This is a genomic window from Aurantibrevibacter litoralis (assembly GCF_034651555.1).
Taxonomy (GTDB): Bacteria; Bacteroidota; Bacteroidia; order Flavobacteriales; family Flavobacteriaceae; genus Aurantibrevibacter; species Aurantibrevibacter litoralis.
On the sequence record NZ_JAYEEQ010000007.1, the window covers coordinates 136456 to 149198 of the forward strand.

At 45.3% G+C, this 12743-nt stretch carries 9 protein-coding genes; 4 read left to right on the forward strand and 5 right to left on the reverse strand.

Annotated features, from left to right (window positions below):
• Positions 1 to 123: 123 nt before the first annotated feature.
• From U1E44_RS08230 to U1E44_RS08250, 5 genes are read right to left on the reverse strand one after another with little or no spacing between them, the layout of a single operon-like run.
• Positions 124 to 1323 carry a hypothetical protein gene (locus tag U1E44_RS08230; protein WP_322930590.1) on the reverse strand — a complete coding sequence of 400 codons (1200 nt, stop codon included), beginning with the start codon at positions 1321 to 1323 and terminating at the stop codon, positions 124 to 126.
• Positions 1323 to 3506, reverse strand: a complete 2184-nt coding sequence (locus U1E44_RS08235; RefSeq protein WP_322930591.1) for a type II secretion system protein GspD — start codon at positions 3504 to 3506, stop codon at positions 1323 to 1325. Before U1E44_RS08235 ends, U1E44_RS08230 begins: the two co-directional genes overlap by 1 nt.
• Positions 3507 to 3508: 2 nt before the next feature.
• Entirely contained in the window at positions 3509 to 4915 is a 1407-nt protein-coding gene (locus U1E44_RS08240; RefSeq protein ID WP_416242051.1) for a GspE/PulE family protein, read from the reverse strand.
• Positions 4916 to 4917: 2 nt separating this feature from the next.
• Positions 4918 to 5400 carry a hypothetical protein gene (locus U1E44_RS08245; protein WP_322930593.1) on the reverse strand — a complete coding sequence of 161 codons (483 nt, stop codon included), beginning with the start codon at positions 5398 to 5400 and terminating at the stop codon, positions 4918 to 4920.
• Positions 5400 to 5807, reverse strand: a complete 408-nt coding sequence (locus U1E44_RS08250) for a hypothetical protein (RefSeq protein ID WP_323673867.1) — start codon at positions 5805 to 5807, stop codon at positions 5400 to 5402. Before U1E44_RS08250 ends, U1E44_RS08245 begins: the two co-directional genes overlap by 1 nt.
• Positions 5808 to 6479: 672 nt before the next feature.
• Here U1E44_RS08250 and U1E44_RS08255 point away from each other — a divergent pair.
• From U1E44_RS08255 to U1E44_RS08270, 4 genes are all read left to right on the forward strand, one after another.
• Positions 6480 to 7415 (forward strand): LamG domain-containing protein, encoded by a 936-nt coding sequence (locus U1E44_RS08255; RefSeq protein ID WP_322930626.1) that lies wholly within the window; start codon positions 6480 to 6482, stop codon positions 7413 to 7415.
• Between the two features lie 77 nt (positions 7416 to 7492).
• Positions 7493 to 8755, forward strand: a complete 1263-nt coding sequence (locus tag U1E44_RS08260) for a CBM96 family carbohydrate-binding protein (RefSeq protein WP_322930595.1) — start codon at positions 7493 to 7495, stop codon at positions 8753 to 8755.
• A gap of 1 nt (position 8756) precedes the next feature.
• Complete coding sequence (locus U1E44_RS08265) at positions 8757 to 12215, forward strand: RHS repeat domain-containing protein (RefSeq protein WP_322930596.1); 3459 nt, start codon at positions 8757 to 8759, stop codon at positions 12213 to 12215.
• Between the two features lie 183 nt (positions 12216 to 12398).
• Positions 12399 to 12740: an RHS repeat domain-containing protein gene (locus tag U1E44_RS08270; RefSeq protein WP_322930597.1), complete on the forward strand. Its 342-nt coding sequence runs from the start codon at positions 12399 to 12401 to the stop codon at positions 12738 to 12740.
• The last annotated feature ends 3 nt before the right edge of the window (positions 12741 to 12743 follow it).

Here is a 12743-nt window from a genome sequence, read left to right on the forward strand (position 1 = left end):
GATTTGGGTCGAAGTTTATGGCCATGGATGTTTCATTTCAGAAAATTAGTAATCATATGTATCTGTATATTCATGCAATAGCTGCTTTGCGCTACCCACTCACAAAATCAACTCCTGTTACCGTTATTCCTCAAGTACTATTTTAATAGCGAATTCCGAATTTTCCTTCGTCACAAAATCATAACCAAGGATTTCAACACTCTGAATCCACTTTTGTTCCTCCAATAACGCAATCCACATAGAAAAGGCAGCACTTTCCGAAGAAATGCCGGAGACCTTTAAGACCCCTTCTTCTATATCAAGGGATTTTCCCTCCCTAAAAGGTTTTTTTAAAGATTGGAATTGCATTTCTCCCAAAAATACCGTCGACGGAACGTTGATGGCCAATTGATCTAAATAGTGCGTTGCCCTTGAGTTCCCCGACCGGTTGAGTAGATCCACTCGTTCCTGTTTCTCCGTTACCAATGTGCTGAGCGCCTTAAACTGTTTGACCTGACTACTATGTAGCTCTGAGGAAGTCTTTGTCTCCTGTACCTTGGTATAATAATGATCAAATACAAAAAAGTTCACCAATAACAGGATCAAAAAGAACACGAGTGCCGATTTGGCAACCGTAGTAAAAATGCGCTTATTTTTAAACGTATAACTCAGACTATCATTGATTTCGGTTAAATTGGTAACCGAAATCCGTCCCTCCAGATGACCAAGAATATGCGCAAATCCCAGAAGGTGCCTGCCCTGCAATTCCAATCCGTTCAGTCTGTAAGTATCCTCGGCGGACGACTGCGGATATACCTCTCGAATCCGGCTCAGTTCAATGTCCAATCCAAAATTGGAACCCTGTACGGATCCTGATTCCAAATGGGGTAATACCGAACCCAATCCGGCCAGACCCAATTGAACAGCGCTGGGTTGCATCCCTATTTCCCCTAGGGCATTTATGACTTCTTCCACCACATCCATCCGGGCAATGGACACCATAGGGTAAGATTCATCTAAAAATATATCGTAATAAAACGCCTCAAGATTTAGATTGGGAAAGGTATGATTTACCTTAGCTTCATGTGAGTTTAACTCCATATCGGCTATAGGCTTGGTTAGGACATTATGGGTATTGATGGTTAGGAACAGTGATGCCTTGGTGCCTATCCAGTCTTTCAATTCTTCCAGTTTCGTAACTTCGGTTGCCCTTAGTATGGTAAGTTCCCCTTTTTCCTTTTTTAGTACCAGTGTAGTATAATATGTAATACCTTGATGGTCGTACATCTCAATAGCGGCATATACCCTTCCTTCCAAAAAATATGTGAGCCAGCGGCTTACCATTAGTAAATTACAGTCGGTTTGATGAGTATGGTCAACTTTTGTTTGGAGTCCTCCCTTTTCCTTTGGCTGAACAGCCATTTTATGACGGGGATGCGGGCCAGCAGCGGCACGCCGGTACCGGTGTCGTTCTTTACCTTTTCCTCCAGTCCCCCCAAGATGGCAAGATCCTGATCCTGCATCCGTATTATGGAACTGAACTCCCGGGAGGTGAGCCCGGGGGGCGCGTCTTCTTCAATGCGTTCCCCGCTGAAATCCGACTGGACCACGTTGATGTCCAGGGTGACCTGCCCGTTGCCAGATACCAGCGGCTTTATGCTCACGGCCAGTTCGGCGTCTATGGGGGCAAAGTTCCTGATCTCCGAAGAGGTGGGGATCTGCGACCCGAAAAAGCTCTGGTTGGTGATGACGTAATAGGTGGTCTCCCCGATGGAAAGGCTGGCTCTGTGCCCGTTCAGAGTGGACAGTTTCGGTGTGGAGCGTATCTTCAGGTTCCCATTGGCCTCCATGGCCTTGATCGTGGCAAAAAATTCCGGGACCACCTGCCCTATGTTGTACGAGCCGAAGCCGTCAAAGCCGCCTATGATCTTGTTCACGGTCTTGGCTCCCAGGGTAAGATCCGTCGAGGGGAACAGCTTTCCCCTAGTTTCTACGGGAGCCTCCCCGATGCCCCAACTGATCCCGGTCTCTACTGTGGAAGAACGTTTGACCTCAATAATCATCACCTCAATAAGCACTACTGGCACCGGTTTGTCAATCTCTTCTATAAACTTTCGGAAGCGGGCTATTTTGGAAGATGGACCACTAACCAAAAAACTGTTGAGTTCAAAATCCACCCTAATATCCAGTTCATTTTTTAATTCATCCGGGAGAATGTTGACCAGTGCTTCGGCTCCAATGTCATAGTTGTCGAAATTACTCCCCCGGGTATTTACATTTCGTGCTCCCCCAAAACCGGAAGAATTATCCTGTCCCCCCGCAATATTGCCGTTGGTACCGTTGTTGCCAAAGTAGTTGATGCCCCCGGTATTGGTACGACCTGCCGTTCTACCCTGGGAAGGGCGTTGTGACGGATCACCCAATAATTCTACCGAGCGGTGCATCATCTGTATCACCTCTACATGTCGGACGCTCAATTGGTCTGCCGTTCCAAAAAAGTAGATGTTATTTTCCCGTTTATAACTATAGTGGGTAGAGAACCCCTGATTCGGCTGTTGCGCATTTTGTCGGAAGGCCTGATTATGGCCTCCGGCAGTCGGTTGTTCCCCTGCTTTTGTTCCTTTTTCACTGCTTTCAAACATCAATTCCAAAAGGTCGTCAAAAACAATGTGCTTGGCATTAAAGGTAACATTACCGGCTTGTTCCAAAGGGCTGGCCGTATATACATCCAAATGGAGATCTTCACCCATGGAGGTTATGATGGAGACTATCGGGGTGTTTTTAAAGTCCACCCGCAATAGTTTGTTAACCGTATCCAAGACTTCATAATTCAAGCCCCGAGAGCCCAGACTACGCCGCAGTTGACCCGATGCCGGATCCGCATCATTGATCGAATTGAACAGATAAAAGCCATCTCTGGATTTCGTATAGGTCATCCCGTTTACCGCAGCCAATTTTTCCAGTGCCACATCAAAAGGAACTCCGGAAATAAATAGGGTCAGGGGCATGGACGCCATTCCATTGGCATACAGCAGATTTTTTCCGGACACCTCCATGATTTTCCGAAAGGCCGCCTCTAGGGAGTCATTTTTCAGATCCAAAGACAATTGGTCATTGAGGGTATTGTACCCCACCTGTATTTCCTTCTCCAACACTTCGGCCGGTGGGGCCTGGTATTTTTTAATTGCCAGAATGTTTCCGGTAAAATCAATATCCAAAGCGTATTGTTTGCACAAAAAAACCAATAAGTCGGCCACGGTTACATTGGAAAAATTATTGACAATGGTGGTATTCCCCACTTCCGGGGCAATGCTCATATTCAATTGATGCACTTTGGATACGGCAATCAGAAAATTGGACAGTGTAACATTGGACACATTGATCTCCAGTTTCAGGTTCTCGTTCAGCTCCGGATAGTCCGTGGCCAGGAGTTCCAATTGGTTTTGAATGTTGCGGATGCGTGCGGTCTCCTGCCCAAAAGCGGAAAAACAACACATTAGCAATATAACAACTATAAAATGCTTCATGTTTAGTCGATTAAAAGGGCATATACTTCAGCCACGGAAGTCACCCCTTCCCGAATGAGCGCCAAGGCATTGTCCTTAAGGGTAGTGATGCCATGTTCTTTTAGGTATGCATCAATGTCCAATTGGTTTTCCTTAATGGAAATTGTTAACGTTTTGGTTATGGGCAAAAGCTCATAAACAGCCTTTCTTCCCGCATAACCCGTATGGTGACAAGTGTTGCATCCGATGGCTGTGTAATGGAAATGCAAGTCTGTAGGCACGTCAAAATTGGAAGGAAAAACCGCCGGGTCCAATGGGCTTTTGACCTTGCATTGGTCACATAATTTACGCACCAACCGCTGTGCCGCACTCATGTTAAGGGTACTGGCAATCAAGAAAGGGGGCACGCCCATATCTATCAATCTGGAGATGGTTGCCCAAGCTGAATTCGTGTGGATGGTGGAAAGCACCAAATGGCCGGTCAATGCGGCACGTATGGCCATATTGGCGGTGTCCACGTCGCGTATCTCCCCCACCATAATGATATTGGGGTCCTGTCGTAAAAAAGTGCGGAGCGTACTGGCAAAATCGAGGCCGATGCCTTCCTTGAGCTGTACCTGGTTTACCCCTTCCAAGGTGTACTCGATGGGGTCTTCAATGGTCAGGATATTGGTCTCCCCGTCGTTCAGGTGCTTCAGGGTGGCATATAGGGTGGTCGTTTTTCCGGACCCCGTAGGGCCGGAGATGAGCACTATGCCGTTGGGTTTGCGAACCCCCTCTTTATAGATGGACAATTCCTCATCCGTAAAGCCTAGGCCTTCCAGATGTACGGCTGTGGTGTCCTTTCCCAATATCCGCAGCACCAGTTTTTCCCCATGTAACGTGGGCAGGGAAGATACCCGGATATCAAATTCAGTGCCTTCAATTTTAATGGTGATTCGTCCATCCTGTGGAAGCCGTTTTTCGGCAATATCCAGATCGGCCCTGATCTTTATCTTGTTGATCACCGTGGGATATTCCTCCGTAGGGATACTGAATTGCTCCACCAGTTTTCCGTCCAACCGGAACCGGATGCGGCACCGCTTTTCATAGGGTTCAAAGTGAATATCACTACTGCCCGTATTCTTGGCACTGATCAGGATTTTATCCAGAAAATCGGCCGTATAGTGCAGTTTGTTGTCTGCGGATCGCTGTTGCCGGTAATTGGTGGCCAGATAGCGCTGGAGCTCGTCGGCTTCGCATTTTTCAAGGCCAACCGGCCTGTCCAGCACGATCCGGAGCTCGGACAACAGCTTTTCCAAGGAATCACAATCCGTCTTAAAAAGAAGCTGCTTGCCTTGATCGGCCACAGGTACAATACGGTAGTGAAACGCCTGCTCCGGAGTGATTTTTTGTAATAAGTTTGGGGAGATATGATAGTTTTCTTGCATGATCAAAAGAGATATAAGGAAGGGGTTAATGGAAACGTATCGATAATAAAAACGGCTATCAGAAAAAGGCCCATCAATCCGGCCAGAGGTACCGTATGTATATGGCGTATCCGCTTCAGTACAAAGAACAATACCAACGAAAATAAGACCGAGCCCGTAAAAAGGATGATAAAGGTCATGGTGGGAAAGCCCAGGGCAAAGGCATAGAAAAACAGGATGTCCCCTGCACCCAAACTGACATTGATAAACTTTTTCCGAAGGATATAAGTCGAGTGCAAAAAAAGGATCAGGATGATCCCAGTGAGCAAAAGCACATTGGCTCCGGTGAACCAAAGAAACTGAATTACATCAGTCTGCAACAGGTGCATGAGTCCTAGGAGAATTCCCAATAGCGGAAAAAGGAACCATAGCACGGCACGTTCCCTAAAGTCCTGAACGGCGATCAACCCACAACAGGCCATCGCCAAAATGGAAAGCAACGCCATCAGTCCTTCACAATTTGTTTGGGGTTGCCTTGTTCGTCGATCTCCCAGACGTTGAAGATGCCGTCCCCGTCAAAATCGGTCACCGCTTCGGCCCGGGCCTTGAAGGTGGCATCGGTGGCACTGATGATCTCGTAGCGGTAGTTCGCCGTGCCGTTCTCCTTTACCGTCCTTGGCGCTTCAAAATCCAGTTCAATTAAATCTGAACTAAACTTACTGTACATATAACGATGTGTGGTCTGGGCATTGTAGATGGCCTTCAACTGTGTCTGCGCCTCAATGCTCTTTGCCTTGGTGATCAAGGGCATTAAATTAGGCAATGCCAGCAGCAGTAAAATACCGATGATTGCCAGTACAATAAGGGTTTCCTGGAGGTTTAGGGCCGGTAGGCGTTTCAGTTTATTCTTCATCATTGCAGGTTACTTTACTATAGATTTAGGTGTTATAATAACTTGCAAAAAAGGGGATTATTATATAATTACGTTGAATTAACCTAATTAATATGTAGGAATTGCATTTCATCGAAAATGTTAAAAATAATTTAAAATTTTAATTTTTTTTTAGTTGTTTAGCCTTGTGAAATGTTAAATTAAAGTAAGAATAGTATTGTTATTATTTAAAATTCCAAACCTTAACCTATACTAATATGAGTCATTTTTATTTCATTCGGACAATCTACGAGAACTCTTGTTTTCTCAAGCAGACTGAGACAAGTACAAAAAAAGACAATGGAATAAGTGGGGTTACCCATAGCCATTTAAATTAAATAAGAAAACTTCACTTTTTTAGGAATTGATATTATAAATCGAATTCCTATAACTCAAATTAACATCAAACTTGATATTATGAAAAATAAATCCGTATTTACCGTCCTTATTACATTAATTCTAGTTATCCCATGTGTTCAGTTACAATCACAAGATCATACCAATTTTTTAGACGGTCTGGTCGCGGCGTACTCCATGGAGAGCGCGTCCTCATTTCCCGACGAATTGAACGCGAACAATGGGACCGTCGTTGGAGCCACGGTAGTGGACGGCAACATAGGAAGCGCCCTGAACTTTACGGGAAGCCAGGCCAGTATGGCGGTCATTCCCACTTCTTCAAGTCTGGACATCGACGGGACCGAGATCACGATTATGGTGGACATCTATCCAACTGCCAACGGGCAAGCCAACGTGGGTGTCATAGTCCAAAAAGGCTATAACTCGGGTGGAGACAATGTTTATGCCATTGGGTACAACAGTTCTAACAAAATACGTTGGCGAAATTTCATCAATGGCACGCGGCGCGATTTTATCAGTACTACCAGTGCGCCCCTGAACACATGGTCCAGAATTATCTGCGTATGGAAAACCGGCGAGCCAAAGATTATAAGAATTAATTCCTCGACAAATTCCGATGCAGCAAGTTACTCCGGTTCTCAAAGCGTGGCCAGTACAAATAATTTAACAATTGGCTCCAATGACGCCACCACCGGGTCTGAGACTAGGAGTTTTGTTGGCAGAGCCGACAATGTGATGATCTGGAACCGAGCCCTGACTACGGAAGAACAAAACACGTTGATCAATGAAAACCTCGGATTTTCCGATTTTGCTCCCAGCAGCGGGGGGTCCGGTGCCGGCGTTTGGTCGACCAGTGGGAGTACCGCATACTACAACGGCGGCAACGTGGGCATAGGCACCAGCGATCCCGGCACCTACAGACTGGCCGTGAACGGGAACGTCCATGCCAAAGAGGTAAAGGTGGACCTGATCGGGTGGGCGGATTATGTTTTTGAAAAGGATTATGACCTTCCATCCCTAGAGGAAGTGGAGAGGCACATTCTCGAAAAAGGGCACTTGATTAATATTCCCTCGGCAGCGGAAGTTAAGGCCGAAGGTATTGAACTGGGGCAAATGGACAGACTGCTCTTGGAGAAGATAGAGGAACTGACCCTTTATATACTACAGCTCAAAAAAGAGAACACGGAACAAAAACTGCGGATAGATTGGCTCGTTAAAAACAACCAAAGGTGAAACCCTCACGGAGGGCCTGCCTCCGGCAAGAAGTCGGGCTCATTTGACGTGATTTGTCACTAAAAATCGAAAAACATATGTTCAACCTAAAAACCATTCTCGTGAAAAAAACAAACCTAATCGCGATACTCACGTTTGTCCTATTTGGGCAAGGGCTACAGGGAAATACGCCCGACAAAACAGAACCAGCACCGGCACAGGTTACGGCAAGCCTTGCCCCTACGGACGATGTGCACTACGACAGCAATAGCAGCGTAAAATGGCGAAACGACACAAACCTCAGATTGGAATACGGCGTTAGAACGGCATATCTGAAATATGATTTGAGCGGCATAAATGGTACCATCACATCTGCTTACCTGGAATTCACGGTAGCTTCGGATGCCGGTTCCGGCACTTGCGAAATCTTCAAGGGGACAAGCAACAATTGGACGGAAACCACAATCAATGATACGAATAAACCTGGACAAGGCGCCTTGGTGGGCAGTATAAACCAAAGCTACTCCATTGGCACTACATATCAGGTCCCCATCGATGGATCTTCCTTGGGCACGGATCTGTATTCTTTGGTACTTGCCCATACGACCACCTCCGATTTCGACATGGCCTCAAAAGAGAATGCCACTTACGCCGGCCCAACACTTTATATCACTTATACGGAAAATACGGGTGACACCCAACTGCCGACAGCCCCCACGCTATCCACCACGGCAAAAACGGATACTACCGTGGACCTGGCCTGGAGCGGCGCCACGGACAACGTGGGGGTAACGGGCTACAGGGTGTTCAGGGACGGGGCATTGGAGGCCTCCCTGGGCAACGTGGGAACCTATCAGGTCACGGGGCTTTCCCCTTCCACGGCCTATTCGTTCACCGTCAGGGCACTGGACGCCGCGGGCAATGAGAGCCTTGACAGCAATGCGCTCCCCGTTACCACGGATCCTTCCACCGGCGGCGGTGGGGGCAACTGGAGCCTTTCGGGCAGCACCGTGTTCTACAACGGCGGCAACGTGGGCATCGGCACCAGCGATCCCGGCACCTTCAGGCTGGCCGTGAACGGGAACGTCCACGCCAAGGAGGTAAAGGTGGACCTTGTCGGTTGGGCGGATTATGTGTTCGCCGAAGATTATGGCCTTCCCTCCCTGGAGGAAGTGGAAAGGCACATTCTGGAAAAAGGGCGCCTGCCCAACATCCCCTCTGCCGCGGAAGTGGAAACCAACGGCATCGAACTGGGGGAGATGAACCGGCTGCTATTGGCAAAGATAGAGGAGCTCACCCTGTACCTCCTGGAGCAGGAAAAGAGGATCCGGAAACTGGAAAAGAACATAAAAAATAAGTAAGATGAAGAATCTAATAAATCTAATATGCATTTCATTTATAACGATTTTTTGCATGAATGCCCAGAACTATACAAGAAGTCAAGAGTTTGCGGTGATGAACCCGAACTCCTATGAAATCCCCAGATTTGGATTAGCGAAAATAAATCAATACACAGGAAAAGCCGACTTGAATTTCCCAATGTTCAGTATCAACTTGGCTGGGAAAGAAATTCCTTTTTCCCTGTCCTACGACACAGGCGGAGTCCGAGTCAGTCAAGAGTCGTCATGGGTCGGATTGGGCTGGAATTTAACTGGAATACCCATAATTGCCCACCAAATAAACCAAAAAAGCGATATCGGCAATAAGGACCACCCTTCAACTGGTTATTGTTACGAACCAAAATTACCCAATGGAACGGAAACCGAGGAACTGAATTACTTTAGTTGGGTCAGTAGCGGAGCCTACATAGGCCCATATAGGGAACCCGACACACAGCCAGATTTATTCATTGCCAACCTAATAGGATCCACCGTGCAGTTTCAACTTACCCAAAAGACACAAACAGGTAATATACAGGCTCTTATCTTAAATGACAGTAACGCAATAGTCACCTTCAATGAAAACAACCAGAATTTTACCATACGTGATGAAGATGGCTATGTATATGAATTTACACATATAGAATATACAACTACTTGGTCCGAACCTGCGGGGTCTTCCTTGTACGAAGAAGACCGGCCCGAACAAATAACGGGACAATTTGGTGACACCAATTATAATAATGAATATGAACGTTTTATTCCATCCTCATGGTATGTGGACCGTATCACTTCGCCAGATGGTGAGGAACTTGAATTTAAATATGAATATGAGTCCGACGGGAAACCCAACGTCACTTTGAGCCATCCGATTTATTATGGTTCCACTAAGGTAACCACATGCCTTCGGCTTAACGGTGGAAATTTAGGTAACGAATTTAATTTTGGAAATTTGGACGATATTACGGCCAGTAGGACTATCCAAGAGATAATGGTGCTTGATGAGATAGTACATAAGTCATCCGGAAATAAGTGGAAATTTAAGACCAGCCCTAGATTGGATCTTTTTTCATATAATAACACTACTACATTGGCCGGTTTTTCCGGATATGGGAACAATTATGATCCTATACCGAAAAAACTCCATGAAATCGAGGTTATTTCCTTGGCAGGAAAATCAATAAAGAGGATCGAGTTCCAACAATCATATTTCGATGAATTCAAAATCAACGATCTGAACAATAAAAGCTATCTGAGGTTAAAACTCGACGGCTTCAGGATTTTTGACCAGCAATACGCTTTTAAATATAATTGTGCGGACGCTTTGCCCGAAAAACATTCCATGTCCACAGATTTTTGGGGCTTTTATAATGGGCATGAAAACACTAGGCGGGTGCCTTACGTAAAATTTGATTCTGATGTATGTACCCTTGAAAACCCTGATGTAATCAATTCCAATATTGAAATTGACGGAGCAATTAAAGGCAGTAGTTACGAACATGCCTTGATAGGTTCATTACGCGAGGTGAGGTATCCAACAGGAGGAACAACAATATTTGAATATGAAAAAAACACTGTGACCATGGATATTGGAAATACAGAGCTTACTGCCGATCATTTTAATTTCCCATATCTGTTCCAACATAATTTGGAACCTGATTACCCAAAATCGGGCATGGTAAATCAAAACCTGAAAATTGTTCCCGTAGGTGGGTTAAGGGTTAATACCATTCTTAATTTGGGTTCCAACGGCGATCCATTACTGAAAAAATCATACCTATATGAGGAACAAAAATCAAATGGAGACGTTGTTTCCTCAGGTAGGCTCATGGATGCCATTGGACATTACAAGTCGGTTATTCAGGTTTCCCAAAATGCACAAGTCCTTTCCAACCTGATAATTTCCAGTGGCAACGTTTTTGGCTCCAATGGGTCAGCAATGGGCTCCCATATTGGTTATGGCCGGGTTGTAGAGTTATCCGAGAGTGCCGATGGTCTATCAAATAATGGAAAGGTCGTTTCCTTTTTTATCAATGAACCCAATGAATCTTTGCGAGATGAAGGCAATGGCATAAAATTCGCCGTTGAAACCAATCCAATGACTGCCGAGCACTTGAATGGAAAAATCACAAGACAGGAGATATGGGACGGAAGCAATTTTCTTAAGCAGGTTACAGATCATACATATAGATACGACTCCATTGATTTTCCGATAGGGTACAAGGTTTTTTATAGTTTTATAAATGGATTGATTGCCGATGTGCCAATCACAAATAAGCTTGTTACTGATTTTTATCATTTTACACCCAGAAAATATATTGCATTACTTACAGAGTCGACGGCCAGGGAATACTTGAACGGTGTTGAACTAACATCACGTACCTTTAACACTTATAACGCAAAAGATAGATTAAGCTCCACTGAGCGAATTGGTTCCCGGGGTACCAATGATCTGATCCGAACGGAATTCTATTATCCTTACGACACAGATTACGGTGTGAACTCTTTCCTGATTTCGGGAAACCTAAGCTCTCTGAATCAAATCAATGCACCCTTATATAAACGCTATTACAATAATGGCTCCCTCGTTGGTCACGAACTGACCAAGTATTCCGATTTTATTGGAAAGACCAAACCTATAGGTGCTTACTTTTCCAAATCGGACACGGGATTGGGATCCATGGATTTACGTGTACAGTATGATCGTTATGATTCCTATGGTAATTTGACCCAGTACCGTCTGAGCAATGGTATTCCCATTTCTGCAATATGGGGTTATAATGGGCAATATATTGTTGCAAAAATAGAGAATGTAAGCTATGGGCAAATCGAAAACCTGGTCGCTTTTGGAAGCGGTTTTGAAATTGGCAACACCGGTTTAAGTCAAGTGCAGAAAGAATCCCTACGAAGCCTACAAAATGCCATGGTAAGTTATTATGATCATGACCCGTTGGTCGGTCCCACAATTGTAAGCGATACCAGAGGTTATGAAACCTCATACACCTACGATAATTTTAATAGGTTGGTGACCATTCGCGATCAGGATAGTAACATAGTGCAAGACTATGAATACGCATTGGCAGACGTCCAGTTGTACCCGATAGAGGAATATTCGGAATGTTTTAGCGTACTAAGGATATTGAACATAAACACCATGAACAATACGGTACAGTTCTTTGCCGTAGACGCAGATGTTCAGGGCGGTTTTGGCAATTACCAATATGCTTGGTACCTAGGTTATGGATCAAATGGCCATACGGCCGAATTTGACCTAACTCCCTCGGGAACGGAAAAGTCCTTTTTATATGAAGTTTGCTGTGATACCGAAATATTTATAAAGTTGGTTGTCACGGATGGAACCCAGACCGCTTCAAGGATATTCAGCAACCCTAATTTCAACCATCCCTCCTGTTCGCCAACCGCTTGTGACAATCCGTTTTAATATTATTTACGGTATCCCGGGGATGATGGAACAGTTGGATGTCCCGATCGCAATGCAATGGCAAGTATAAACATCCTATTCCCATCCCTCTCCCAAAAAGACTTGCACAAATAGAGGATTGGAACACAACGATAGAAAATTGAAGAATCAGGTACAATGTCAGACCTAAAAAATATAAGCAATATGATAACAAGAAGAACATTAAAGCCGATCCCAAGAATTCTAACGGCACTTGCATTGATGGTCTGTTCATTGGGGGCATCACAACAGACCGAAACCGCACTGAAGGGTTTTGACGAGACCGACCTAGGGGAACTCAATAGTCTTCGCAATACTATGCCAGAGACCATGGTCACCACCTACACCTACGACCTCTTGGTAGGGGTCACCAGCATCACGGACCCCAAGGGCTACACCACGTTCTTTAGTTATGACGGTTTCAACCGATTGAAGGAGGTCCGCGATGCGGACGGCAACCTAGTCAACGATTACAGGTACCATTACAAAGGCCAGGCACAACCCTAAAAT

Bases quoted from the DNA above. Each gene is read 5' to 3' on its own strand.
- U1E44_RS08230 (WP_322930590.1), bottom strand. From the start codon at position 1,323: ATGGTAAGCCGCTGGCTCACATATTTTTTGGAAGGAAGGGTATATGCC.
- U1E44_RS08235 (WP_322930591.1), bottom strand. From the start codon at position 3,506: ATGAAGCATTTTATAGTTGTTATATTGCTAATGTGTTGTTTTTCCGCT.
- U1E44_RS08240 (WP_416242051.1), bottom strand. From the start codon at position 4,915: ATGCAAGAAAACTATCATATCTCCCCAAACTTATTACAAAAAATCACT.
- U1E44_RS08245 (WP_322930593.1), bottom strand. From the start codon at position 5,400: ATGGCGTTGCTTTCCATTTTGGCGATGGCCTGTTGTGGGTTGATCGCC.
- U1E44_RS08250 (WP_323673867.1), bottom strand. From the start codon at position 5,807: ATGAAGAATAAACTGAAACGCCTACCGGCCCTAAACCTCCAGGAAACC.
- U1E44_RS08255 (WP_322930626.1), top strand. From the start codon at position 6,480: ATGGCGGTCATTCCCACTTCTTCAAGTCTGGACATCGACGGGACCGAG.
- U1E44_RS08260 (WP_322930595.1), top strand. From the start codon at position 7,493: ATGTTCAACCTAAAAACCATTCTCGTGAAAAAAACAAACCTAATCGCG.
- U1E44_RS08265 (WP_322930596.1), top strand. From the start codon at position 8,757: ATGAAGAATCTAATAAATCTAATATGCATTTCATTTATAACGATTTTT.
- U1E44_RS08270 (WP_322930597.1), top strand. From the start codon at position 12,399: ATGATAACAAGAAGAACATTAAAGCCGATCCCAAGAATTCTAACGGCA.